This is a genomic window from Streptomyces sp. NPDC015125 (genome assembly GCF_043080045.1).
Lineage (GTDB): Bacteria > Actinomycetota > Actinomycetes > Streptomycetales > Streptomycetaceae > Streptomyces.
The window spans coordinates 77075-101273 of record NZ_JBIBVF010000016.1 but is presented as its reverse complement, the minus strand read 5'-3'; the positions used below and the strand labels follow the sequence as shown (position 1 = coordinate 101273).

Here is a 24199-nt window from a genome sequence, read left to right as displayed (position 1 = left end):
TCACGTGTCCGTACGCTCCTTGGCCGGCTCTCCACCACCCGCAGCGCGGGGGCCGGGCACCGTGGCCGCCAGGTCGAGGCGGGCGGCCATGCCAAGGTTGACCTCGCCGTACGGACATACATGAGACCAGAACAGCGGCGTCAGGCCGCGCCGGTCGGCCGGGGTGAGCAGATCCGCCCACTCCGGCCCGTCCAGGACGTCCTGGAGCATGAGGGTGTTCACGTAGACCAGGGCCGATTGCAGAATCCTCAGGCACAGCACGAACATCTCCTGCTCGTCGCGCCGGTTGGATGCGATCTCCCCGCCCTTGCCGTAGGCGATCACGGAGTTCGCGCCGTTGGAGGACTCCATCACGTTCAGGCCCTCCTCGATCTCCCGCTGGAGGCCCCGCAGCCGCAGGTAGCGGCCACGAAGATGGTCTTTTGCGCGGCCGACCTCCAGCATCGCCGCGTACGCCGCGTACATCGCGTCCGACGTGGTGGAACCGGCCGCGCCGGCGAGTTGGGGAACCCGGGTCACAGGTTCGTAGGTTGGCCGTCCAGCCGTCCCGAATGAGGTGGAGCGCCTGGGGGATCTCCCTGCAGAGGAAGGTCCGGTACGGCGGCGGGCCGGAGTGCCGGTGGAGGTAGCCCCACCCCTGACCGGGGGGCGGGGCGGATGGTCGCCGTCCCTGCCGGCAGGAAGTCTTGGGGGCATGAGACAACACAAGCCCGCTCTCGCCGCCTTGCTCCTTTCGCTCGGCGCGGTGGTCGCCGCCGCTCCCCCGTCCTCGGCGCAGTCGCCGGTGCCCGCCCTGGAACGCGATGCGCACCCGCTGCGTACCACCGACCCCCGGGGAAACCTGGACGATCTGCGTCCGGTCGGCCGCATGGTGAAGGACGCCCGGGTGGTGGGTCTGGGCGAGGCCACCCACAGCTCCCATGAATTCTTCGCCATGAAGCACCGGGTCTTCCGCTACCTCGTCGAGGAGAAGGGCTTTCGCAGCTTTGCCCTGGAGGGGAGCTGGAGCACCGGATTACGGCTCAACGACTATGTGCTGCACGGCAAGGGCGATCCACGGCGGATCATGCGCGAGGAGTTCCAGAACAGCTACTCGTGGTGGAACAACTCCGATTACCTGAACCTGCTGCGATGGATGCGCAGTTACAACCGGCTGCATCCGCACGATCCGGTGCAGTTCATGGGCGATGACTTCGGGTACGCCGGTCCGGAGCTCTACGACAAGGTGACCGCCTATGTGGCCAAGGCCCACCCGTCGCTGCTGCCGCGCTTTGCCGAGCTCTATCGCGGCTTGCGGCCCACGACCACCGTCGATGCCTATATGAACGGTTATCAGAAGCTGCCGCTGGCCGAACGGAAGGCGATCGCCCACAGGACGGGGCGTGCGCTGGACCTGCTCAAGCGGCAGCGGCCCGGCGCGGGAACCGATGGGGAGGCGCACGCCTGGGCCGTACAGCACGCCACCGCCATCGACCAGACGGCCAGGGGATACGCCTTTGACTTCGACGACCCGCGGCAGAGCGCGGCGGGCATGCGCTACCGCGATGCGGTCATGGCGGACAACGTGGCCTGGTGGCAGAAGCGCACCGGAGACAAGGTCATGCTGTCGGCTCATGATGCGCATGTAGCCCTGCAGACCCCTGACCCGGAGCACTACCCCACGATGCAAGGCAGCTTCCTGCGCGACAAGTTGGGCATGCGCTATGTGAGCGTCGGCACGACCTTCGACCGGGGGTCGTTCAATGCCACCGGAGACGACGGAAAGGTGCGGGCCTACACCGTGGGCCCCGCAAAACCCGGCAGCAATGAGTACACCCTGGACCGGGTACGGCACCGCGACTACGTCCTGGACCTGCGAACCGCCCCGCCCGCGGCCCGCGCCTGGCTGGCCACGGCCCGCCCCACCAAGAGCATCGGCACGGCCTATCCCGGGCCCGGGGTGGAGTACCGGATCGCACTCGCGCGGTCGCACGACATCGTCGTCCATCTGCACCAGGTCGGCGCCGCCCGGCTGCTGGGCACCCCGTCACCCATCGGGAGGTGAGCCTCCGGCATCCGCTGCGGCGGACCGGGCGCGGGCGGTCGCCAGCTCGGTGATCAGGGCGACCAGCGGCCACTGGCGGCACGGTTCCACCGGGGGCTTCAAGAAGCCCGCCGACGGTCCGGTCCGGGTGGCGGGTCCTGGCCCCCCCGGGGCCATGGCGGCTGCGGCGTGGCCGGTGACGCGGCCGAGGGCGACCACTGGCAGCCCGTCGTGCCGACGGCAAGACCGGTAAGGGGAAGAACCCTGAGCAGGCAAGGACCCGGTACAGGCAAGGGGCGGGGCCGGCTCGCCGAAGGTGTCGGCGAGCCGGCCCCGGAACTGCTCAGTCCGGCCCGGACAGGTCGCTCATGGTGTGCCGGAGCGCCTTCGCGGAGTCGGCGGTGGCGCCGCCGCTCCGGTCCGCCGTTCGGCGGTGCCGGTCATCGAGCGGTCCCCTCCCGCGGTGCACCGCCGGGCGGCGGACAGTTCTCGGCGATCTTGTACTTGAGTGCCTGGGGATAGTCGTGCCGCCCGAGCTGCACCCGTACGACGATCGGGCCCTGGTTGATCGTGTCGGTGGGCTCGGCGATCCGCTGGAGCAGGGCGGCGAGTTCGTCGTGCGTGCGGACGGCGAATCCGTTCATCGGGTGCTTGGCGGAGCCGAAGACCTCCGCGAGCTTCTCGTAGCGCCAGGGGTGCAGTTCGTTGTAGAACTCGGCGCCGTCGGACCGCGGTGTTCCCTCCTGGTAGTAGCAGGGCTGGACGAGCATCTGCTCGATGCCGTAGAAGCCTTCGTTGTCCAGGACGAACACCACCGGGCGCAGACCGTGCCGTACATGGGTGGACATCTCCTGGCAGGTCTCCTGGAAAGAGCCGTCGCCGACGAAGACCATCGGGCGCTTGGCCACATGGCGCCGGCCGAGGGCCACGCCGGTAGCCGCGCCGACCGAGTAGCCGATGGACAGCCAGCTGTTCTGCGCCACGTACGAGGCACGCTCCGCCATCCGCAGATTCATCGAGCCGATCAGCGCGAACGCGGCGTCGCACACCACCGTGAACGGGTTGGTGCGCTCGCCCCGGGACTCGCTGGTCTGCGCTTCGAGGAAGGCGTTGAGGTGCCGGAAGAGGCTGTCGTACGTCACGTTCTGCGGGTACGGACCGCCGGTCTGGGAGTCCAGGTAGGCGGCGGTGCTGCCGGGGACGTCCAGGCCCTCGTCATGCGCGCGGGTGAAGTAGTCCGCTTCGAAGGCACCGCTTCCGAACTCGGCGACCAGGCGTTCCCGTAGCGCGGGGATGAACCCGGCGAGCTGCACATCGGGGAAGTACGAAGCCCCGACGTGCACACCGTCGTGAGCGGCCACCGTCCAGTCGTCGCCGATCGACCGTGCACCACCGAGATTCTTCGAGGTCGCCCACGAGCCCAGCCCGATGCGGCAGCCCGCATTGTTGAAGACTTCGGCCACCTCCGGGCTGCTGGCCTTGCCGTTGTAGACGCCGGAGAAGCCCGGGGTGTACTCGGAGACCACGGACTTGGCGCCGATGGTGGTGCAGAACGGGATACGGGTCTCGCGCACCAGCTTTTCGAACTCGTCGGACAGCCGGAAGCGCTCGATCTCCTCACCGGCCCACAGGATCGGATTGCGGTGATGCCGCACCAACTCCATGCACGCGGTGACCGCCTGGTCGAGCATGCGCTGGTTCTTCGCGGTGACGGGTCGCTCCCGCCGCGTCAGCCGGCCCTGGGGTGCGGGACACCGCGCCTCCCAGACGTCATCCATGACCTCCAGATAGACCGGCCGGCGGTGGGAGAGGCACGCGGTGATCGCGCTGTCGATCTGGGTGGGAGCCAGGCCCGGGTTGGAGATCGCCTGGGCGTCCACCGTCACCTGGCGGTAGACCTCCAGGTTGCTCTCCGGTCGCTGGGACATGTGCGAGGTGAGCAGGCCGATCGCCTGCTGGTTGAGCCACTGCTCGTAGGACGGAGCGGCGTTGATCGCGATCAGCGGCACATACTCGGCGAAGCCACCGCCGATCGCATTGAGCAGGTTGAACGCGCCCACGCTGTAGGTGACCGCGACCGCGCCGATGCCCTGCTCGCCGAGCGCGGTCTGCGCGTCGGCGGCCTTCACCCGCGCATACCCGTCGGCGGCCTGGCCCGCGCCCCCCTCGGTCGGGGTGCCCACCCAGCGCACCGTGGTCTTCTCGTGCAGGGTCGACAGAAACGGACCCAGATGGTCGCCCGGAACACCGAACAGATGGGTGATGCCGAGCTGTTCCAGCCTGATGGCCAGGTACTCGGCGACGGTGCAGGTCTGGGAGGCGTTCATGAGGTCACCACTTCCTCTCGTGACGGGGCCGACGACGTGGCGCCGGCCCGGCGCTCGCGGGGTGCCGCGGTCCGCGCGGCAGCGGCGCTCCCGGACGCCGCGGGAGACTCGTGGACCGCGATGGCGGCACGTACGGCCGTCTCCACCGCGCCTTCGATCCAGGCGTGTTTGAGCGAGACGTGTTCACCGGCGAAGTGCACCGGTCCCTCGGCCCGGACCGCGTCGAGGTGGAAGCCGGTCATCTGATGCGGGGTGTAGACGGCCGCCTCACCACAGGCGTACGGGTCGCGCAGCCAGCTCTGGGTCTGGCCGGCACCGGTGTAGAAGACCTCGATCCGGCGGCCGTGCACCGACTGGAGGTTGAGCAGGGCGTAGCCGTAGCGCTCGGCGTCGTCGAAGGAGTCCCAGCGGGCCGCGTCGTCCGACCAGGAGTAGCCGGCCAGTACCACGCCTCCCGGACTGCCGGGGACGGGGTGCGAGGGGTAGTACATGAAGCGGTTGGGGTTGTCGGTGGTGGAGCCACCGCCGTAGGCGTGGGTGGCGGGCCGCACGCCACCGCGCAGTGACGCGTTGCGGTAGTACTCCACCTGGTCCTGGCTGATGCGCTTCTCGTCCACGCTCGGATGGGCGCCGAGGAGGCCGGTGGGCAGATTCCGCATGCTCTGCGGCACGGCCACCGCGGCCTCGGCGTCGTCCTCGCCCCACTGCTGGTAGTACTCGTACAGACCGGGTGCGATGGCGTCCAGCTCCCGCTTCCAGTCCGCCTCGGTGAACTCCCACCAGCGGCACGAGAACTCCAGGAGCACCTTGGTGGCCTGGTCGTAGTGCGTCTCGATGACGGCGCGGCGCTTCTTGTAGGAGAACGGCGGGGTCACGGTGGTGAACCGCAGGCTGGAGAAGGGGACGGTGACGATTGCCAGGTCACCGGTCCAGGTCTGCAGCTCTCCGTACGGATCGCCCTCGGGCACGGTCTGGATGGCGACGGCGGGTCCGCCCGGCCCGGCGAGCCCGCCCTGATGGCCGTCGCGGCCCGGATCGTAGTACTCCAGCCGGACCATCCGCTGGCCCATCACGATCTGGTCCCCCAGATCCTTGGCGAGTGCCTCCGGAAGCTGCCGGCTGCCGCCCTCGATCTCCCAGTACGTGGCGGCGGGGTCGATGTCGCTGCGGCCCAAAAAGCTGTGGAAGAACGCGAGGTGCAGCCGCGACGTCATGTTCTCGATCGTCCCGATCGCCTCGATGGCCTCATCGCTGAACCCGGCGTACTCGCGTAGGAAACGGCCCATCGAATAGCCGTCGAAGTCCCGGATGACCTCGGCCCAGCCGTCCAGCCACTCCTTGAAGGGCTTGTTGACCCGGGTCCCGTCGCTCTGCAGCACGGAGTAGTAGTCACGCACCGGCTCCAGAGCCTGGTGGACCATCTCGGCGACGGGCAGCCGCGATTCGCAGCCGGTGAGGTGGAAGCCCTCGTTGATCGCGGACGGGTCCTTGGCGTACTGGGCGCGCCGTACCTGCGTGCGGTTGGTGCGGATCCAGGTGTTGTTGCGCTTGTCCGGGGCCCGGAACTCGGGACTGGGGGCGCCGTTCGTCCAGATCTTGCCGTCCTTGAACGACTTGTAGATCACCGGCGGTAGCGGGGCGCTCTGGTTGCCGGTCGTCGGATCGATGTCGACGTTGAAGAACAGCCGCCGCTTCAGCCCGAGTTTGTCGACCAGGGCCAGGGTCAGCGGATGGAAGCTGGGCAGGCGCATCGCCCCGGCCTCCGCGTACTGCGCGGGGTCGGTGAAGGGCGGTGGCTCGCCCTTCTTGGTGTGGAAGGTCTTGATCCGGCCGCCGACCCGGTTGGCATTGGCCTCCAGGATCGTCACATCGTGCCCGGCACGGGTCAGCAGATCACCGGCGACCAGGCCGGCGATTCCTGCTCCGACGATCAGGATGCGCTGGGGAACGACGGTGGGCTCCAGCCCGTTGTCGATCAGTACGTCGAGGTAGCGCAGCTTGAGGTCTTCATTGGCCGGCTCGGCGCCGACCAGCAGAAGCTCGCGGGCGAGCTGCTGATAGGTCTTCTCGGTGGCGCGCTCGGCTCCGGTGTGCTCACGGCGGACGCCAGGGCGGGTCTCGTTCATGGCCGTTCCTCGATGGTGGTCACTTTTCTCCTTCGCTGGGCCTCGGGTGCTTCGGAGCGTCGAGGGGCTTCACGCAAAGGCGAATCCGGCTCCTGGCACGCGGACCTGGAAATGGACGTGGAAAGGAAACAAGGGCACGCCAAAGACAGCCGGGGCACGGCTTATGGCGGTCTGTGGCGCCAGCCCAGCACCGAATGAACCACCTCGCAGAAGCACCAACGTCAAACGGAGCACCGGATCACTCGAAACGGCGAGTCCGTCCCGGATTCGGTGTAAGGACGCCGCGCAGGGACCTGGTCGGGGAGGTGCTGGGCCCCGCTGCTCGTCGAATCCGCTGCCATCAGCGAGCCCACGCGAAGGGAAAGAGGGGATGGAGAAGAAGGCGCCTGACGGTCATCGCCCCCGGTCAGGCGCCAACAGTGGTCACTCGGCAGGCCGGTGCAGTGCCGGCACGCACGCCGTGCAGTCGGGTAGGGAGGGTTCCGGCACCGGTGTGCGGTCCAATGCGGAGGGTTCCGTTCCGCCATCGGTGTGTGGTCCGAGGGCGGCTGGTGAGACCCGGGAGGTCGCCCGGGTGGTCGGTGCGGTTGACGAGGGGCCCGTGCGCGGACTCCCGTGCGTGCGGATGGCCGGCTTGCCCTGGCTCTGGATCTGGCCCCGGTTCCGGCCCCGGCCTTGGTTCCGGACCCGGGCCTGGCCCCGGCCTTGGTTCCGGACCCGGGCCCAGCCTCCGGCAGGCGGTGAGTGCCCTCCGGCGGGCGGTGGCAGGGCGCTCGCGATGTCCGCCAGGGCACGGGCGGCAACACCGAGGAACGAGACCTCACACAGGGATCGAGCGGGTCGGTGGCGGGCCGGCGACCAAGGGCTGTCCCGTAGGCTCCGCTCATGTACGACAACGGGGCAAACGCACGGGCACTTTTCCGGGCGCTGCATGATCACGAAGGTCCGGATGCGTACGAGGTGACCTCGGTGCCGTGGCTGGAGCGCGCCGGGGACGAATATCGCACGTGGCTGGCGCGGGCCGCCTTCCACGATGGCTGGTGGACCGGCGAGGCGGCGATGCACGGGAGCAGGCTCCTCATCCGAGAGCTCTACGCCCTCAGCCGTGTGAACGATGTCCTGCTCTTGGGGTTCCAGCCCTCCGGTGACACTCCATCCGGACCACCGTCGTGGCCGGTCCGTCGTCTGCAATGGCCAGGGGTCTCCCTGTCCGAGTACGTCGACTTGTTCACCGGGCTGGGTATGACGGCGTTCGACGACGAGGACGCGGCGGTGGGCGTATTCGACCCGTTCTTCCATGAGATCGTCGAGGTCGAGCAAGCCGACGACCCCGATACACCGATCCGGATCACGCAGGTCGTATGGCCGGGGCTGATGCTTGGCGACCTGCTCTTCAGCCGGGCGGGTGTCCGTGTGCGGGCCGGGAGGAACCACGCTCAGCGCGGCGTCGCCGACTGCTTCCCGCTGTACTGGACTTCCCGGCGCAACTACCGGCCGACGGTCGACGAGTCGCATGGATGGGGTGCCTCATCGCAGTGGGCCACCGACTTCCGCCTCGACTACCGCACGTCAACGTCCCTGCAGCTCAATGTCGCCGGCGACGCGGATAGCGACGCTCCCGATGACCTCAACGAGGACGCGGCGCAGTTGGCAGTCGGTGAACGGCGTGAACTCCTGCGTCACCGTTGCCTCCTGCGGGCACCCGACGCCGCCGGCATCCTTGCCGAGGCGCCCGGATGGGAGAAGGAACTCAGCCCGTTCACTTGGCGGCTGCCCGGCTCGGACACCGGCGTCACGGTCGGCGGAAAGCGACGCGGGTGAACCGTGCCGCCGGTACGGTCATCGGCGGAAGTTCACCTCCTCTCGGCGGCGCCACGCAGTCGACGCGAGCAACTCCCCATCTGGCGGGGCGCGTCACGCCAGGGCATGCCCTGGCTCATCCGTAGAGAAGCCCGTCAACCCGAACCCGGCCGGAGACCGGCCCCGTCGGGGGGCCTCGGTGGCGGCGGGCGGGCAGCAGCGGGGTACTGCGGCCCCGGAGGCCAACGGGAACAAGTTCACCAGGCACTCTGCTGAAGCCGGCCCGGAAATCCCGTCAATCGCCGGCCGGGATGCCGCCTACTTCTGCGTCGCCTTGGCAAGGGCTTCCCGGAGGCCGACCAGTAGGGCGTCCAGTGCGAGGTCGAAGCGGGCCTGGTGGTCGGCCGGCGTGCCGAGTCCGCCCGCGACCGCTTCGGACAGGGTGGGGAACGCAGTGAGGTCGAGGGCGTCGTCGGTGGGCTGCTCGGGGCGCCCGGGGGTGTCGGCTGCTTCGGCGAGGCAGTGCCCGATCACCAGTGTGGTGACGGAGTTGACGATCCGCATGGCCTCGACCGGAGCGATCCCGGCGCGCCCGAGCGCTGCTGCCGTGTCCTCAACTGCCTGCACAGCTGGGGGAGATCGGACAGGCCGCGTGGCGACCAACGCGATCACTCCGGTATGCCGGAGCAGTTCGGCTCGGAAGGCAGCGGCAAACTCCTTCAGGCGCAGCGGCCATTCGTCTACCGGCCCGTCGAAGGACGGTCGCACGGCCGAGACCACCAGCTCGACCAGGCCGTCAAGCAGGGCGGCTTTGTTGGGCAGGTAGTGGTAGAGGGTCATCGCCTCGACGCCGAGCTCGGCGCCCAGGCGGCGCATGGACAGCTTCTCGACGCCGTCCCGGTCTGCGGCTTCCAGAGCCGCGCGCAGCACCTTGTCGCGGGTGAGCCCCACCCGCTTGCTGGTCGTTCCCATCTATCGCATCCCCAGTTGACTTTCTTACGCCGTAAGGCAAGAGTAGCGCCCAGTCGAAACCTTACGCCGTAAGAGGGGGATGGGGCATGTTCATCACCACCGAGAACAACGTGAACAACGAGAACAAGCAGCTCGTCACAGACTTCTTCACCGCACTCAACCAAGCCCGCATCGCCGACCTGGGCGACTATCTGGCAGCGGACGTGGTGGACCACAACAAGGTCATCCACGGTGAACCGGATGAGCCCGGCGCAGCCTTCGCAGCCATTGCCACCCAGCTCTCGGCACTGGCGCCCTACCGTGCACGGATCGATGAACTGATCGCCGAGGGCGACAAGGTCGTCGCCCGGATCACCCAGAGCGGCGTCAGCTCCGGTGGCCATCCCCGGATGCCGGTGCCGACCGGCCTCAGCTTCGAGAACGAGGCGATCTTCGTCTTCACCGTCACCGCCGGCCGGATCAGCGAGATCCGCGGTGTCTCCGACCGGCTCGGTCTCTTCCTTCAGCTGGGGTGGGACTGGCCGACCGTCGACTGACGGACCGGTACTCGATGCAGAAGCGTGCATGCTCCCGGAAAAGGGGACCACCTGGGGGCGATCTCGGGGTGCCTTCCGGAGATGTCATGGCGCTGAGGCCGTCGAAGGCATTCTCCAACGATCAGCAAGTCACCACGCCGACGTGCAACCCGGCGCAGGCACCGGCACATCTGCGCCTGGGCCAATGCCTGTGCCCGTGCCCGTGCCCGTGCCTGCGCCTGCGCCTGCGCCTGCGCCTATGCCTATGCCAACCGCATGGCCTAGATCCTGTCCGCGCGTCGCAGCTGCGCGGAGAGATGGTGCTGTAGCGGCTGACCGACCGCCGCGAGGTCGTGGACAAAGGTGAGTGTGTTCTCGTCGGTGAGGGTATAGCGGCGGCGGGTGGCGGTGACCTCCTTCGCAGTGGGGGCGAGAGCCACCTCATGGGTGGCGAGGTCGACCGTGCCGTCGTCGGCGCGGCCGACCGAGATCTCCGCGATGCCGGTGGGCTGGGTGATCAATGCCTCCACCCGCCCCTCAGGCTGCAGGCGCCACCAGCCGCTCTCCCTGGCCGACGGGCGCAGCGGGGTGCCGTCCGCGTCGAGCAGCCAGGCGCGTGCCTCGTAGTGGAGGAAGGGACGCCCGTCATGGCTGAAGGTGACCTCCTGCGCGTAGGTGAACTCCTCGGCGAGCGTCGGGTACTCGCCACGGCCCCGCCCGGCCCAGGTGCCCAGGAGTCCGATCACCGGCGCGAGCAGTGCGTGCGGAGCCGGTGATTCGTCCGGTCGAAGGGCGTCGGGATACGGGGGCTTCTGGGCGTGGTCGAACATGAGGGGCGCTCCTGGGTCGAGGCTGGTGCCGGGGGCAGCCTAAGGGCTGACCATCCCCCCGCAGCTCACGCGTCAGGCGGTCGCGGCCTCGTAGAGCGCCTTCGGCAGGCGGGCGTTCTCCGGCGCCGCACCCCCGGGAAGGCGAACCGGCGGCGGGTGTAGCCGTAGGCGAGACCCGAGCGCGCGTCACCGAAAGCGAGCGAACCGGCCGCACCGCTGTGCCCGAAGGCGTTCGCGCCGAGCGCCGGGAAGACCATGCTGACCGCCTCGAAGCCCAGGGCGAACGTGCTCGGGTGGTGGGTGACCAGGTCGGTGCCGACCGAGTGGATGCGGGAGAACTCGGCGACCGTCTCCGGCTTGAGCGGCGCGCCCAGGCCGTTGAACCTCCTCGTAGACCTCCTGGAGGGAACGGCCGGTGGTCCGCCGTACCACCTCACCGGTGAGCGCGCCGATCACCAGGGCGTGATAGCCGTGGCCGACGCCCGGCTGCCAGAACGGCCGCTGCCCGGCAAGCCGTTCGGCGGTGATCCGGTCGTCGGCAGGCTCCTGCGGGGTGAAGCCGTCGTCCGCGCCGATGACGCCGGAGCGGTGCGCGATCAGCTCGCGTCTCCCCTTCGTTCGGTGCAGCGTTGCGCTGCGTACGGAGGAAACCAACCGGGGGTCGGGGCGCCCCTCATTCCCGCACACGAAGAAATGTTCCGGCCGGCTCCGGTGTGTGTCCGTCGGGTGTCCCTGCACGCCGTCCAGGAGACGTGTCCAGGCGACGTCGTTCGGCTTCGAGCAGGGACCAAGGAGCAAGAAGCAGGCAGCAGGCAGCAGGCAGCAGGGAGCAGGGGCACGGTGCACGGGGGCGCGCCATGCCGCATTCCGCACCCCGGCGGCGAGCCGGCGCCCCGTCCCGCTCGGCCTCTGTTCCCGCCGGAAGCCGTCCACGTCAGCCCGGGTCCCGCACGATGCGCCCCATCCGCCTTACGGTTCATCTCGGGCGGTTCCCCGGCAGACGGGATGGAGTGGTCGACATGATGTGCGCGGCGGCAGCCGGCGGCGGACCCGTACCGGCTCCGGAGCAGGCCCCGGAGTCCGGGCGGCAGTCCTTGGCGCCGCTGCTGGCGGTGTGCGCCGGGTATTTCATGGTGATCCTGGACGTGACGATCATCAACGTCGCCGTGCCGGTGGTGGGCCGGGAGCTGTCGGCCTCGCTCACCGGCATCCAGTGGATCACCGACGGGTACACCCTGGTCTTCGCCGGGTTCCTGCTGACCGGCGGGGCGCTGGGCGACCGGCTGGGGAACCGTCGGGTCTTCTGCACGGGCGTGGTCGTGTTCACCGCGTCCTCGGCCGCGTGCGCGCTCGCGCCGAGCGCCCTGTTCCTGGTTGCCGCCCGGCTGGCGGAAGGACTCGGCGCGGCACTGATCGTGCCTGGTTCGCTGGCTCTGCTCCAGCAGTCCTACCCGGCAGCCGCCGCACGCTCACGGGCCTTCGGGCTATGGGGTTCGATGGCGGGTATCGCGGCGTCCGCCGGGCCGTTGCTGGGCGGACTGCTGGTCTCCACGGCGGGCTGGCGATGGGTGTTCCTGATCAATCTGCCGGTCGGCGTGGCCTGCCTCGTACTGACGCTGCGGCAGGTGGCACCCTCGCCCCGGCACGCCGACCGGGTCCTGGACTGGCCGGCGCAAGGTCTGGTCGTGGCGACGGTGGCACTGCTGACGGCCGCCCTCAACGAAGCCGGGCGCCGCGGCTGGTCCGCTCCGGTCGTTCTCGCGGGACTGGGTCTGGCCGCCACGGCGGTCGGGGCACTCGCGGTGCGCGAGCGGCTGGCCCGGTCTCCCGCCCTGCCGGCGCGCCTGCTGCGGTCACCTGCGATGCGCGGCGGAGCCCTGATCGGCCTGCTGTTCAACTTCGGCTTCTACGGCATGGTGTTCACCGCCAGCCTGGACTTCCAGCACCAGCGCGGCTACAGCGCCCTCGGCACCGGGGTGGCCCTGTTCCCGGCGGTGGCGATGACCATGTTCGCCTCCGTCCTGTCCGGGCGGCTGACCCGCACAACCGGCGATCGCCCGCTGGTGGTCTGCGGCATGCTCCTGGCAGCCCTGGGGCTGGCGGGCTGGGCCGCGGCGGGAGCCGCCCCGTCCTACCCGCTGCTGGTGCTCCCGATGATGGCCGCGGGCTTCGGCACCTCCTTCGCCCTCACCGGCTCGACCTCCACCGTGATGGGCGCCGCACCTGAGGCGTACTCGGGGACCGCCTCCGCCTTGTTCAACACCACCCGCCAGATCGGCAGCGCCACCGGTGTAGCCCTCGGCGGCACCTTGCTCGCCACCGCCGTCGACTACAACGCCGGAACGCGCCTGAGCATGGCCATCGGCGCGCTCGCCTACCTGACCGCCGCCGGCCTCGCGTGGCGGTGCGTACCGGCGAAGCCCGGAAGGTCTCAGAGGGTCAAACGGCGTGCCCGGATGCGCCGGTAGGTGATGGCGCCGCGGGCCGGCCTCACTGCCGGCGTACCCCAGGTGCGCGACACGGGCCACGCCGAGCACGGTCGCACTCGCCCTCAGCTCCAGCAGGCGCGGCGCCTCGGCGTCCTTGGGAACGGCGTCCATCAGGCCGTCAGTGGCGACCGCTATCACCGTGCGATGGCCGTGGGCGGCGGCGCGCGCAAACGTGCCCCCGATAGGCAATACCTCGTCGTCGGGGTGCGCGGGGAAAGCCACGATGGTTGCCATGGGTCCATCCTGAACCTCTGGCCATCCGTCAGTGGTCACCTACACGTGATCGCCGGACAGGCCCCAGCTGTGCCTGCCCATGCCCCCACGGACCACGGGCCACGGACCACGGGAGCACGGGCCACGGGAGCACGGACCACGGACCTCGTTCCGTACGGAAAGCCCGCTCGTACCGCTCACGTCGTCCGTGCCGGAGCCCCCGCGAGCAGGAGCAGCGCATCGACAAGGTCGTCGGTACTGGTGCCGGTGGCCAGGCGGCGCAGTTGCAGGCCGACGATGAGGGCGACGGTGGGGCCGGCGAGACGCTCGGCGTCGGGTGTGCCGATCGCGCCCAGGAGAGAGGCGGCCAATTGGTCGTAGGCCGCGAAGCACTCCTGCGCGGCAGCGCGGAGCTGGGGGTCGCGGCCGGCCTGGATGTAGAGCTCGAAGGGGGCGATGTGTTCGCTGTCGAAGGCGGTGTCGGCGGCGACCTGGCCGATCAGGGTGGCCGCCTGCTCCGGGGTGGTCCGGCCCGCGCAGTAGCGTGTGGCCAGGTCGGTGAAACGGCGGGTCTCCTGGTCGACGAAGGAGCGCAAGCTCTCGCGCAGCAGGTCGTGTTGGGTCGCGAAGTGGTAGGTGATCGAGCCGAGAGAGACGCCGGCCTCCTTGGCGATGCGACGGTTGGTGACCGCGGCGATCCCGTCATCGCCGATGATCCGTAGCGTGGCCGCAATGATGCGTGCGCGGGCCTGGGAGGTGTTCGGCATGCCGTCATCGTCCCACGACCGGTCAGGACGTCATCCACCGCCGGCGGCCGATCAGCCTCGTTGACGGATTCACCGCGAAGGCGTGTATCTACCGTCGGGCCTCGCGGATCCCTCCGTCCTCCGTTACTGTTCGTTCGAACGAACAGTAACGGAGGACGACTTGCTGAAGATCAAGGGCTCGACCGTTCTACTGACGGGCGCCAGCGGAGGTATCGGCAACGCGCTGGCCCGCACGCTCGCGGCCAGCGGTGCCCACTTGGTGGTCACCGGCCGACGCGCCGATGCGCTCAAGCAACTCGAAATGTCGTGGGGTGCCCGGCCTCTGGTCGCGGATCTGAGCGACCGTGAGGCAGTCGAGGATCTCGCCGAACGGGCCGGGCCCGTCGACATCTTGGTCGCCAATGCCGCCCTGCCCTCCAGCGGCCCCCTGCTCGACTACACACCCCGCCAGATCGACCGGTCGCTGGATGTGAACCTGCGCGCACCGCTCCTGCTGTCCCGGCTCCTGGCGCCGCGCATGGTGGCCGCCGGCCGCGGCCACCTGGTCATGATCGGCTCGATCTCGGGCCGGACGTCCTCCCCTTCCACCTCGCTCTACAGCGCCGCGAAGTTCGGTCTGCGCGGCTTCGCTCACGCCTTGCGCCAGGATCTGCACGGCACGGGGGTGGGCGTGTCCCTCGTGCAACCCGGCTTCGTCCGTGATGCGGGGATGTTCGCCGACACCGGCGCCACGCCCCCCGCCGGCATACGTACCGTCAGCCCCGAACAGGTCGCGGCCGGCGCCCTCAGGGCGATCGAACGCAACCGTGCCGAAGTCAATGTGGCACCCCTCGAACTACGCCTGGGCAGCGCCATCGGCGGGCTCTTCCCCAGCCTGGCCGCTGCCGCCCAGCGCAGGGCTTCGCCCACCTCCCTCGTCCAGCAGATCGCCGAGGCCCAGCGCCACCAACGCTGACCGCCACGGCCGACCGCCGCGCCCGGGTGCTCGCGGCACGGCCGGCGCTGCCCTCGATGTGCGGCCATGGTGCGTCACGCGGTGTGGCCATGGTGCGTCACGTGATGCGTCACGCGGATTCGGTCGCGCCCGAGCAGTCGACCTCGGGCGCGACAGGGCGTACCCGGTGGACTGACCGTCCGGCTCCTGATGCACGGCAAAGCGCAGCGCAGTCGCCCCACCGCGCGAGTGCGGCTCGTCGAACAGACGGACCTTCCGGTGAGGGGCACCCCTGTCGGGCCAGCCGACCGAGCTGCGCCGGACCTGGTCGTAGATCTTCTCCACAAGAGGGCGAGCCTGAGCGCGGCCCATGAGCCGGACCGTGCCGTGGCCGAAGTCTGTCCGGGGCGGAAAAGCCTGCCTCGCTTGTCGCACCGCAGATGGTTCCCCTGCGTGGCGGGCCCATGGCCGTAGCGGCCGTAGACCGCGGCCCCGGCGGGGCACGGCACGGCGATCGGCTCTGCGCCGTGCACGTGCAGATAGGTCAGCGGACGCCGCATCATCGAGGTGAGGATCCCGCGGCGCCGATGAGTGGGGGTCACACCGACCGTGGCGGCTCCTGCCACCGGCATGATGGCCCCGGGAACCGTCAACAGCCGCCTGCAGAGAGACGCGCCACCTACCGGAGCATCCCCGTCGAACGCGACGACGGTACGCGGCAATACGGTTGCTGCACGCTGGCTGGCGATCTCCTCATCGGACCGGTCGACGCCATGGGCCTCGGCGATCATTCTTGCCCGGCCGTGGAACTCGTCCTCGGTGACGGCGCGGAGCGTGCAAGGATCGGTCATCGCGCCTGTTTAGCGGCCATCGAGCTGGTGCGCGATCGGTTCGGGGGCTTCGGGCGTTCCCTGGCGGCGCCTGCTCTTGGGGGCCCGTGACGACGGACGCCAGGACGGCCGTGAGTGACCGCCGGAGCGTCACGTAGGGTCGTGGCATGGACTTGACCGGGAAGGTCTGGGGCGCCACCACTACGGAGCAGGAAGCGCGCTATCCCTGTGATTCTCTGGTGGCGGTACCCGCCGAGGGGTGGGTCCGGGCCGTGGACGTGGCGGCGCCGCCCAGCCTCGTCTTCCGGTGGCTTCGGCAGTTGACCATCGCGCCGTACAGCTACGACTGGATCGACTTCCGTGGACAGAAAAGTCCGCGCGCACTGGTCCAGGGGCTACCGGAACTGGCCCTGGGCCAGCCCTTCCTCGTGTTCGAGATCGCGGGCTTCGAGACCGGGACACACATCACCGGCGTGCTGCCGGCCCGTCTCGCCGAACGGCACGGCCGGATGGCGGTGAGCTACAGCCTGAGCCCGCTCGGAGAAGGCTGCCGCGTGGTGGTGAAGGTCGCTGCCGAGGCCAAGGGGTCACTCCCCCGCAGACTGCGCCGCAGGCTTCTGGCCTGGGGCGATCTCATCATGATGCGCAAACAGCTTCTGACGCTCAAGAAACTGGCCGAACGGGATGCCGGTGTCTGAAGGGTGGGTTCCGTCCACCCACCCAAGGTGCTCGGCCCGGGCGCGGGGTCTTCGCCGCGCTCGCCGGGGTGTCGCGGTGGCCGGGTCCGAGGAGTACGCCGACTGGCGTCAATGCCGGCGTCATCACCGACAACGCCCCCGTCGAGCAGGAGAAGACCGCGAAGTTCCCTGCTCTGCTCACGAACTCGGACGCGAGCCCGAGGCGTACGCCCCATACCTGGACGTCGACTTCAGCCCACTCCGCGGCGACAGTCCCGGCACCGACGGCTGCGACCAGGCGGCCTGACCAGCCCCGTGCAGTCGAAGGCGGTCCGGAGTCGGTTGCGATGACTCCGGACCGCCCGCTCTGACCACGTACCTCAGCACGGGGCCAGGTGCCCTCTTCGGGAGAGGACAGGGCACGACGGGTCACGGCTGTGGTGATCTTCCACCTGGAGGTCATGCAGCGCGTTCAGGGCGGCCGGAGGGCGCTATGGGATCAGGGCGAAGAGCTGTCTCAGCAGATCGTCCAGCGCGTCGCGGATGTCCACCAGCCGCTGTCACGCTAACCCGCGCCGTGCGGCGACAGCCGTCGTGTGATCCGGTCGAACAGCTCCGTCAGCGGCTCGCCGACGTCCCGGCCGAACTCGGTCAGCCCGTAGGTGACCTGGGGCGGCGTCGTCGGCTCGACCTCCCGCCAGACCAGGCCGTCCTGAACCAGCGCGCGCAGAGTCTGGGCGAGCATCTTCTCGCTGACGCCCTGGATGCTCTCGCGCAGCTCATAGAACCGGAGGCTGTTGCTCCGCAAAGAGATCAGCACCCAGATGCCCCACCTGCTGGTCACATGGTCGACCACATCGCGCGCGGGGCAGTCGGTGTGAAACACGTCATACGACTTCCCCGCCGCGGCCTCTCTGCGCTGCACGCCTCCCGCCACGTCATGAGCTTACCTCAAGGTATGTCCTTACCAAAAGTTAGCCCCCGTCCTAGCGTGAAGACCACAGAGGACATCCGACAAGGAGCTGATCATGATCGTGGTGACCGGGGCTACCGGGAATATCGGCCGGCCGTTGACGCAGGCACTGGCCGAGGCGGGCCAGCAGGTGACGGCGGTGTCACGGCACACGGCGGCGGTGCCGAACGGCGTCCGTCACGTGGTGGCCGACCTGGCCGAGCCGGCCGGCCTCACGCCCGCACTGGCCGGGGCGAAGGCGCTGTTTCTGCTGCTGTCCGGCGACCTGCACGCCACTGGAGCCAACCCTGCCGACCTCATCAGCGAAGCTGCGGCCAGCGGGGTCCGCCGGGTCGTCCTGCTCTCCACGCTGGGCGTGGTGACCAGGCCCTCCGGCCAAACGCGGATCGCGATGCGCGCGCTGGAGGACATGCTGCGGGAGTCCGGCCTGGAGTGGGTCATCCTGCGGCCGGGCGGCTTCGCCTCCAACGCCCTGTGGTGGGCAGAGTCCGTCCGGGCGCATCGGGTCGTCGCCGCGCCCTTCGGTGACGTCGGGGTGCCGATCATCGACCCGGCGGACATCGCCGCGGTCGCGACGGCCTGCCTGCTGGATGACCGGCACACCGGCGGTGTGTACGAGCTGACCGGCCCGGAGGTGATCACTCCGAGCCAGCAGGCGGAGGCCATCGCCGCCGCGCTGGGCTCGCCGGTGAGGTTTCACGAGCTCACCCGCGACGAGGCCAAGACCGCCATGACCCGGAGCATGCCGGCGGAGCTCGCCGACGACACTCTGGACATCCTCGGTTCCCCGAGCCCGGACGAGCTGCGCATCAGCCCGGACGTCCAGCGGGTCCTCGGCCGCGCCCCGCGCCCCTTCGCCGACTGGGCCGTCCGCAATGTCGCTGCGTTCCGCTGAGATCGGTCAGCGCCGCCGGAACTGCTTTCGTGCTCGGCGATCCACTGCTGACTGCCGAGGAACCTGACCCGCAGTTGACGCCGACAAGGCCCCCTGCCGGGCCGGAACCCACGCCGCGGCCGCAGCCGCAGTCGCAGTGAATCGCCGTACAGCCAACCCCGTTGACCCTACGAGCCCAGGAACATCCCGATCAGCCCGTCCTGTCGGCGAACGATCGTTGGACGACAGGACGGGCGCGTCCCATGAACCCGGGCATTCCGGGACGCCAGGGCGCCGTCGATCCCATCACATCCGATGGTGATTGATGACAGGGTTGACGACAGATGGGGTCCGCCTCCTCCAGGCGGAGGAGGCCGCCCTCGGTGGCGAACCTGGTCTACAAGCGGGTTTCGACCGACCAGCAGTCGACGGCGCGGCAGAACCTCGTCCCGGACGAGGCCGGGATCGAGGCCCCGGTCGTCTTCGAGGAGGACCCGGGCACCGCCAGCCGCCTCCACCCCCTCCAGCGCCCGAAGTTCCGCGTGCTGCGGACGTACGCGCGGCCGGGCGACACCGAGCACACCTCCGGGATGTTCCGCCTCGTACGCGGCACCGGGCACCTCCTCCGCCGCTCTCGCCCGCGAAAACGGCGTCAGCCGCGGGGCCATCCTCGGCCGGGTGGTGGTCACCACCGCTGTCGTCGCGGGCCTGACCCGCGTCCTCCGACGCGACGGACAACGCCGATCAGTGGCGCGTTGTTCCGGTCGCCGGGCTCGGCACCCGTTCTCGTGCAACGTCGCTACCCGGGCTGACCGTTCGCGTTGTGCTCGAAGAGTTCCTGGATACGGCGGAGCAGGGCTTGCCGTACCGCGTCCGGCGACAGGACCCGCAGTGGTGTGGCCAGGCTGAGGAGGTATCCGGCGAGCCCTTCTGCGTCGGGACCGCCGATGTCGACGATCGTGACGTCGGGGCTTTCGGGACGGTGGGTACCGACTGACGACGGGATCAGCCTCAGAGCTTGGTCCATGGCCATCGGGAGGCGGATCGTCACCCGGAGCGGGTAGGGGCCGGTCGCGACCGAGCGGGAGACGAGCAGCGCCGGGTCGGGTGGGTCGACGAGTTCCACCGGGTGCCCGGTTGGTTGCAGTCGGTCGACCCGGTCGGCCCGGAAGGTCCGCCACTGGGCTTGGGTGACGTCCCGGGCGACGAAATACCACCGGCGTTCGGTGTGGACGAGGCGGTACGGGTCGACGTCCCGGACCGTGGCTTTCCCTGCCCAGTCGCGGTACGACAGCCGGGCACGCTCGCCCCGGCGGCATGCCGCCGACAGTTCCAGCAGCATGCCGGCCGAGATCTGCGGTTCGTCGGGTCTGGGCGTGTGGACGAAGGTGGCATCCATCTCGCCCAGCCGGTCCGCGATCCGCCGCGGCAGAACCTGACGCAGCTTCAGCAGGGCCGACAGCGCGGCCTGGTCGCCGCCGAGAGCGCCGCTGAGCGCGGCCTCGCGCAGCCCGACGGCCACGGCGAGCGCCTCCTCGTCATCGAGGATCAACGGGGGAACCCGCGCTCCGGCCCGGAGGCGATAGCCGCCCCAGGGGCCGGGGTCGGACTCGACGGCGTAGCCGAGTTCCCGGAGCTTGGCGATGTCCCGCCGCACCGTGCGTTCGGTCACTGCCATCCGGGCGGCCAGTTCACCGCAGGTCCACGACGGCCGGGCGGCCAACAAGGAGACCAATCGCAGCAGGCGGGCGGATGCGCTGATCACATTCGCGAGTGTTCCACATGACCAGGACCGAATCTGTCCGGGTCCCGCCATAGCGTCTGCTCCATGACTACGGCACATACCTCCGCGCCCACGTTCCGCTATTCGGCCGTCACCTTCGACTGCCCGGACCCCGCCGAACTGGCCCGCTTCTACGGCGAGGCTCTCGGCCTGCCCATCGTCTTCTCCACTGACCACTTCGTCCTGCTCGGCCAAGAGGGCGGGGCCGGACTGGGGTTCAACCGGCTTTCCGATTACCGCCGTCCCACCTGGCCGGACCCTTCCCAGGAGAAGCAGGCCCACATCGAACTGGGCGTCGACGACTTGGACGCCGCCCAGGCCCGGCTGCTCGCCCTGGGGGCCGTCACCCCGGAATTCCAGCCGGACCCCGACCGGTGGCGCGTCCTGCTGGACCCCGCAGGGCATCCGTTCTGCATCTCCACCCTGGTCTGAGCACGACCTGGCACTGCCATCCCATGACCTCGGCCGCGCCCCCGACAGGGCAGTGGGCCCGCCGCTGACCCGCTGGGGGTGCGGAGAGGTTGCACGGACTCCGAAGCGGTCGGCCGGTCGGCGTACCTGGTCGGACAGTGCCTGTTTTCTACGGTTGGCCGGGCCGGCGGCGCTTCATGCGTCAGCCCGGGGCGGACGGTGCCGGACCGGCTGGTGGCTCTTCTCCTTCATAGGCCGCCAGGGCGACTTGGCGGCTTGCCAGCACCTCGGCGAGGTCCTCGGGGAGCACGCTGTCCTGGGCCAGTTTCATGCGGGCCCTGGCCTCCACGAGAGCCCATGCCTGCCGGGCGCGTTTGTTGGCCAGCCGCCTGCTGTCGCTCCTGAGGAAGCCGGCTCCCGCCGCGAACCCCGCCGCGGTCAGAGCCACCAACGCCGCAGGAACGCGGGCATCCGCTGACGCCAGGCCCGCGGCTCCGGATACGCCGGCGAGGAGGGCCGCGGGAAACCCCAGAGCGATATCGGCCTTGACCCAGAACTCAGCCCTGCGGTGTGCCAGGTCCTTCTGCCGCGTCGCTTCGTCACCCAACCGCTCGACCTCGGCTCGCGGCCGGATCGAGGGCTCGTTCCGGGAAAGCGGCACGGGTCCGGGGGAGGTAGTGGCCATGTCTGGATTCCAACACAGGGGAAACGCAAGGGACTTGTGCGGGCATGCACAGACTTGAGGGGCGTCCGTGGTGGGCTCCTGACAGATCGACTGCGGGGGGGGCGGCACGACGGCGAGTCTGCTGCTCCCGGCGAGGGAGTGTCCCGCCGGGAGCGTGACCTGAGGTCTCGTCACGCTGACATGTGGTCTCCTCGGCAGACGCTTCTTCGCGCAGCTGGCTACTGTGGGGGAATCCGCCGACGCGCCGGCCGGCGGACGGGCGGCGCCTCGCGCATCGCCCGGAACCCGATGAAAGGTGCGGACATGACGAGCGTGCACGGTGGCCCCCTGGACATCCCCACTCCGGACGGCATCGCCGATGCCTATCTCGCCCACCCCGACGACGGCGAGCCGCACCCCGGCGTCCTGCTGTACATGGACGCCTTCGGACTGCGGCCGTCGCTGGAGGAGATGGCCAGGCGCTTGGCCGGGCACGGCTACACGGTGCTGGCACCCAATGTCTTCTACCGCGCCGGACGCGCCCCGGTGGTGGAGCTGCCCGACTTCATCGACCCCTCCCAGCGGCCGGAGATCTTCGAGCAGCTCTTCCCGGTGATGCAGACCCTCACCCCGGGTCTGGCGATGCGGGACGCCGGAGCCTACCTCGACTGGCTGGCTGCCTCCCCCCAGGTCACTGACGGCCCGGTGGGCGCCACCGGTTACTGCATGGGCGGGGTCCTCGCCATCCGCACCGCCGCGGCCCTTCCCGACCGGATCGCCGCCGCGGCCGCCTTCCACGCCGGCCGCCTGGTCACCGACGCCGAGGACAGCCCGCACCTGCTCGCCGACCGCATCACCGCGGAGCTGTACTTCGGCCACGCCGACCACGATCATTCGATGCCGGTCGAGCAGATCAAGAGCCTGGAGCAGAGCCTGGACACGGCGGGCGTGCGCTATCGCAGCGAGCTGTACGAAGGCGCCGACCACGGTTACACCCAGGTCGACACCACCGCGTACAACGCCGAGGCGGACGCGCGTCATTGGCGCAACATGCTGGAACTCTTCGGGCGCCGTCTCTGACACCACGGGCGGGCCGGCCGCCCCGGCAGGCCGCCGGCCTCCGTCTTGTCCGCGTGCAGACCCTCCGCACCGCACGGGAGGGTCTCGCTCAGCCCACCGGGACGGCGGCCGGACTTGCACCGGGGTCCGGACTGTTGCCGGTGGGAAGGACCAGCATCTTCGTCACCGTACCGTCGTCCGCGACGACGTCGCGGACGTGGGTGAATCCCAGTTTTTTGCCCAGCGCCAGACTGGCGGCATTTTCGGCGCCCACCATTCCGTAGACCTCGTTGAGCTGCAGGGTGTCAGCGGCGTAGTGCAGCAGACCGCGCACCAGCTCATTGCCCACGCCCCGTCCCCGGCTCTCCTTGACCAGTGCGGCGATCATCTCGTAGCCGTCGACGTTGCCTGTTTTCTTGAGCTCTGCGTGGCCCACGTAGACGCCCTCGGACCACACCGCCCATACATCGAACATGTTTTTGGCGTAGATCTCGTGGAGAATCGCTTGGAATATGGCCCGGATCTCTTCTTCGGGTACGCGTTCTTGGCCCATCCAGCGGCAGACCTCTTCGTCACCGAGCAGAGTCACGAAGACCTCTTCGTCCTCGGGCCGGTAGGGCGCAAGAATCAGTCGCTCGGTACGCAAGATCGGGGTCATTCCAGGGTCCCTTCTCATGGTGAAAGTCAAAGTGATCTCGGTGAGGCGAAAGGAAGCGCCGGAACGGAGCAGAAGGACCGGCTTCCGGGGAATGCGCCAGTCGCGAGGCGGGCACGCAGAACGCGTCCGGGCATGTGCGAGCGTGTGTGATTTCGTGCGAACTCCGGCCCGTACAAACTCCGGCCCGTGCGCCCGGACTTACCCCGTCATGCCGTCGAACGCGGCGGTCCGCTGACGGAATGGAGCGGCGCCCGACGCTTCGGCCAGGCAGAACGGGTCCCTGTCACGGACCGGCCACTGAGAAAATCCCCCGCGATCCGCAGCTTCCTCACCCCGTAAAAGTCCCGAACTCCGCTCCCAGGCATCCGGCCTGTGCGGCGCATGTCACTGGTATAGCGTAATAACGGCCTATCGTCACTACCTGGCGCCAAATCCGATATGACAGGTAATTCAGGCGTACGCCGTCATTTGCCGTAGACAAGGGGGTGGCGCCGGCCGCGGTCTGGTCTGCGGTCGGCGGGGGCTCCGTCGGCTACCGGCCGGTCGGGGAAAGGCGAAAGGCCGTAAGGAAGAGGGAAGGGGAAAGGGAGGGGAGAGGAAGGGAAGGGAGGTGGAGGGGGAAGAGGCCGGCGGGAAATCGTTTCCGGCGGTGGTCAGCAGCGAGGGCTCTTCGGCGGCACGGCGGCCGGCGGCGCGGCAGCACGGCTGGGGGCGGCACGGTGGCCGGAGAAGGAGCGACCGCGAGGGGAAGGCCGGTCGGCAAGCTGCTCGGCCCGGTGCCGGCGCGCTGTCCTGGCGCGGTCCTGTGCGCGGTCCTGTGCGCGGTCGGGCGGAGTAGCAGAGCCCGGCGGTGTCGTGGGGTAGGCGGTGCGGGCCGCGCCGGTGGGCAGGCGCCCCGGGCCCGCGCCGGTGGACAGGCCGTGCGGGCCGCGCCGGCCGGTGGCTCGTGGTCGCGGCCCGCACGGAGGGTGGTGCGGGCAGGGGCAGGGCGCGGCGGTCGGCCGCGGCCCTGCGGGGCGGATCGGTCAGGAGGCGGCGCTGTCCATGCGTTCGCGCAGGCTACGGGGGCGCATGTCGGTCCAGACCTCGTCGACGTAGGCGGAGCACTCGTCCTGGGTGCCCTCCTTGCCCACGGCGTGCCAGCCGTCGGGGACCTCCAGGTCGGCCAGCCACAGCGAGTACTGGTCCTCGTCGTTGCGCAGTACCTGGTAGCGGGCGTTCTCGTCCATGTCACGCTCTCCCATCGTGGGTTGGGGTGTTGATCGGGCGGTCTC

The 24199-nt window shown here is 69.7% G+C and carries 22 protein-coding genes and 1 pseudogene; 9 read left to right on the top strand and 14 right to left on the bottom strand.

The window, feature by feature from the left end; translation table 11 throughout:
• Entirely contained in the window at positions 1-519 is a 519-nt protein-coding gene (locus ACF088_RS28050; RefSeq protein WP_392378629.1) for a Tn3 family transposase, read from the bottom strand.
• 175 nt (positions 520-694) lie between these two features.
• Here ACF088_RS28050 and ACF088_RS28045 point away from each other — a divergent pair, with 175 nt between their 5' ends.
• Positions 695-2044: an erythromycin esterase family protein gene (locus tag ACF088_RS28045; protein WP_392378628.1), complete on the top strand. Its 1350-nt coding sequence runs from the start codon at positions 695-697 to the stop codon at positions 2042-2044.
• Positions 2045-2463: 419 nt separating this feature from the next.
• On the opposite strand, the gene ACF088_RS28040 is transcribed toward ACF088_RS28045, so the two are convergent.
• Together ACF088_RS28040 and ACF088_RS28035 are read right to left on the bottom strand one after the other, a co-directional pair.
• Positions 2464-4350 carry an alpha-keto acid decarboxylase family protein gene (locus ACF088_RS28040; RefSeq protein WP_392378627.1) on the bottom strand — a complete coding sequence of 629 codons (1887 nt, stop codon included), beginning with the start codon at positions 4348-4350 and terminating at the stop codon, positions 2464-2466.
• On the bottom strand, positions 4347-6476 hold the full coding sequence (locus ACF088_RS28035; protein WP_392378626.1) for an FAD-dependent oxidoreductase: 2130 nt from the start codon (positions 6474-6476) through the stop codon (positions 4347-4349). Before ACF088_RS28035 ends, ACF088_RS28040 begins: the two co-directional genes overlap by 4 nt.
• Positions 6477-7361: 885 nt before the next feature.
• Here ACF088_RS28035 and ACF088_RS28030 point away from each other — a divergent pair.
• Complete coding sequence (locus ACF088_RS28030) at positions 7362-8297, top strand: hypothetical protein (RefSeq protein ID WP_392378625.1); 936 nt, start codon at positions 7362-7364, stop codon at positions 8295-8297.
• A 297-nt stretch (positions 8298-8594) separates the two neighbouring features.
• Here ACF088_RS28030 and ACF088_RS28025 read toward each other — a convergent pair whose 3' ends face one another.
• Entirely contained in the window at positions 8595-9248 is a 654-nt protein-coding gene (locus ACF088_RS28025; RefSeq protein ID WP_392378624.1) for a TetR/AcrR family transcriptional regulator C-terminal domain-containing protein, read from the bottom strand.
• A gap of 86 nt (positions 9249-9334) precedes the next feature.
• On the opposite strand from ACF088_RS28025, the gene ACF088_RS28020 reads away from it, so the two are divergent.
• Positions 9335-9784 carry an ester cyclase gene (locus tag ACF088_RS28020; RefSeq protein ID WP_392378623.1) on the top strand — a complete coding sequence of 150 codons (450 nt, stop codon included), beginning with the start codon at positions 9335-9337 and terminating at the stop codon, positions 9782-9784.
• Positions 9785-10044: 260 nt separating this feature from the next.
• On the opposite strand, the gene ACF088_RS28015 is transcribed toward ACF088_RS28020, so the two are convergent.
• Positions 10045-10593 (bottom strand): FABP family protein, encoded by a 549-nt coding sequence (locus ACF088_RS28015; RefSeq protein WP_392378622.1) that lies wholly within the window; start codon positions 10591-10593, stop codon positions 10045-10047.
• A 186-nt stretch (positions 10594-10779) separates the two neighbouring features.
• On the bottom strand, positions 10780-11280 hold the full coding sequence (locus tag ACF088_RS28010) for a serine hydrolase domain-containing protein (protein WP_392378621.1): 501 nt from the start codon (positions 11278-11280) through the stop codon (positions 10780-10782).
• 332 nt (positions 11281-11612) lie between these two features.
• Here ACF088_RS28010 and ACF088_RS28005 point away from each other — a divergent pair, with 332 nt between their 5' ends.
• On the top strand, positions 11613-13061 hold the full coding sequence (locus ACF088_RS28005) for an MFS transporter (protein WP_392378669.1): 1449 nt from the start codon (positions 11613-11615) through the stop codon (positions 13059-13061).
• A gap of 84 nt (positions 13062-13145) precedes the next feature.
• Here ACF088_RS28005 and ACF088_RS28000 read toward each other — a convergent pair.
• Positions 13146-13316, bottom strand: a pseudogene (locus tag ACF088_RS28000) (PIG-L family deacetylase); the annotation flags it as partial.
• A 176-nt stretch (positions 13317-13492) separates the two neighbouring features.
• On the bottom strand, positions 13493-14062 hold the full coding sequence (locus ACF088_RS27995; protein WP_392378620.1) for a TetR/AcrR family transcriptional regulator: 570 nt from the start codon (positions 14060-14062) through the stop codon (positions 13493-13495).
• 163 nt (positions 14063-14225) lie between these two features.
• On the opposite strand from ACF088_RS27995, the gene ACF088_RS27990 reads away from it, so the two are divergent.
• Entirely contained in the window at positions 14226-15017 is a 792-nt protein-coding gene (locus ACF088_RS27990) for an SDR family NAD(P)-dependent oxidoreductase (protein ID WP_392378668.1), read from the top strand.
• A 74-nt stretch (positions 15018-15091) separates the two neighbouring features.
• On the opposite strand, the gene ACF088_RS27985 is transcribed toward ACF088_RS27990, so the two are convergent.
• Positions 15092-15847: a GNAT family N-acetyltransferase gene (locus tag ACF088_RS27985; protein WP_392378619.1), complete on the bottom strand. Its 756-nt coding sequence runs from the start codon at positions 15845-15847 to the stop codon at positions 15092-15094.
• A gap of 146 nt (positions 15848-15993) precedes the next feature.
• On the opposite strand from ACF088_RS27985, the gene ACF088_RS27980 reads away from it, so the two are divergent.
• A complete protein-coding gene (locus ACF088_RS27980; RefSeq protein WP_392378618.1) occupies positions 15994-16524 on the top strand; it encodes a hypothetical protein in 531 nt (176 codons plus the stop codon).
• 544 nt (positions 16525-17068) lie between these two features.
• Here ACF088_RS27980 and ACF088_RS27975 read toward each other — a convergent pair.
• Entirely contained in the window at positions 17069-17440 is a 372-nt protein-coding gene (locus tag ACF088_RS27975) for a winged helix-turn-helix transcriptional regulator (protein ID WP_392378617.1), read from the bottom strand.
• 91 nt (positions 17441-17531) lie between these two features.
• Here ACF088_RS27975 and ACF088_RS27970 point away from each other — a divergent pair, with 91 nt between their 5' ends.
• Positions 17532-18371, top strand: a complete 840-nt coding sequence (locus ACF088_RS27970) for an SDR family oxidoreductase (RefSeq protein ID WP_392378616.1) — start codon at positions 17532-17534, stop codon at positions 18369-18371.
• 778 nt (positions 18372-19149) lie between these two features.
• On the opposite strand, the gene ACF088_RS27965 is transcribed toward ACF088_RS27970, so the two are convergent.
• Complete coding sequence (locus ACF088_RS27965; RefSeq protein ID WP_392378615.1) at positions 19150-20115, bottom strand: helix-turn-helix transcriptional regulator; 966 nt, start codon at positions 20113-20115, stop codon at positions 19150-19152.
• 63 nt (positions 20116-20178) lie between these two features.
• Here ACF088_RS27965 and ACF088_RS27960 point away from each other — a divergent pair, with 63 nt between their 5' ends.
• Complete coding sequence (locus ACF088_RS27960) at positions 20179-20565, top strand: VOC family protein (RefSeq protein WP_392378614.1); 387 nt, start codon at positions 20179-20181, stop codon at positions 20563-20565.
• Between the two features lie 181 nt (positions 20566-20746).
• Here the strand turns inward: ACF088_RS27960 and ACF088_RS27955 are convergent, their stop codons facing one another.
• On the bottom strand, positions 20747-21229 hold the full coding sequence (locus tag ACF088_RS27955) for a hypothetical protein (protein ID WP_392378613.1): 483 nt from the start codon (positions 21227-21229) through the stop codon (positions 20747-20749).
• A 303-nt stretch (positions 21230-21532) separates the two neighbouring features.
• Between ACF088_RS27955 and ACF088_RS27950 the strand changes: the two genes are divergently transcribed.
• Positions 21533-22288, top strand: a complete 756-nt coding sequence (locus ACF088_RS27950; RefSeq protein ID WP_392378612.1) for a dienelactone hydrolase family protein — start codon at positions 21533-21535, stop codon at positions 22286-22288.
• An 88-nt stretch (positions 22289-22376) separates the two neighbouring features.
• Here ACF088_RS27950 and ACF088_RS27945 read toward each other — a convergent pair whose 3' ends face one another.
• Both ACF088_RS27945 and ACF088_RS27940 read right to left on the bottom strand, forming a co-directional pair.
• The gene (locus tag ACF088_RS27945) at positions 22377-22925 is read right to left on the bottom strand and encodes a GNAT family N-acetyltransferase (RefSeq protein WP_392378611.1); all 549 of its coding nucleotides are present in this window, start codon (positions 22923-22925) and stop codon (positions 22377-22379) included.
• A 1025-nt stretch (positions 22926-23950) separates the two neighbouring features.
• On the bottom strand, positions 23951-24154 hold the full coding sequence (locus ACF088_RS27940; RefSeq protein ID WP_129298174.1) for an MbtH family NRPS accessory protein: 204 nt from the start codon (positions 24152-24154) through the stop codon (positions 23951-23953).
• Positions 24155-24199: the final 45 nt, after the last annotated feature.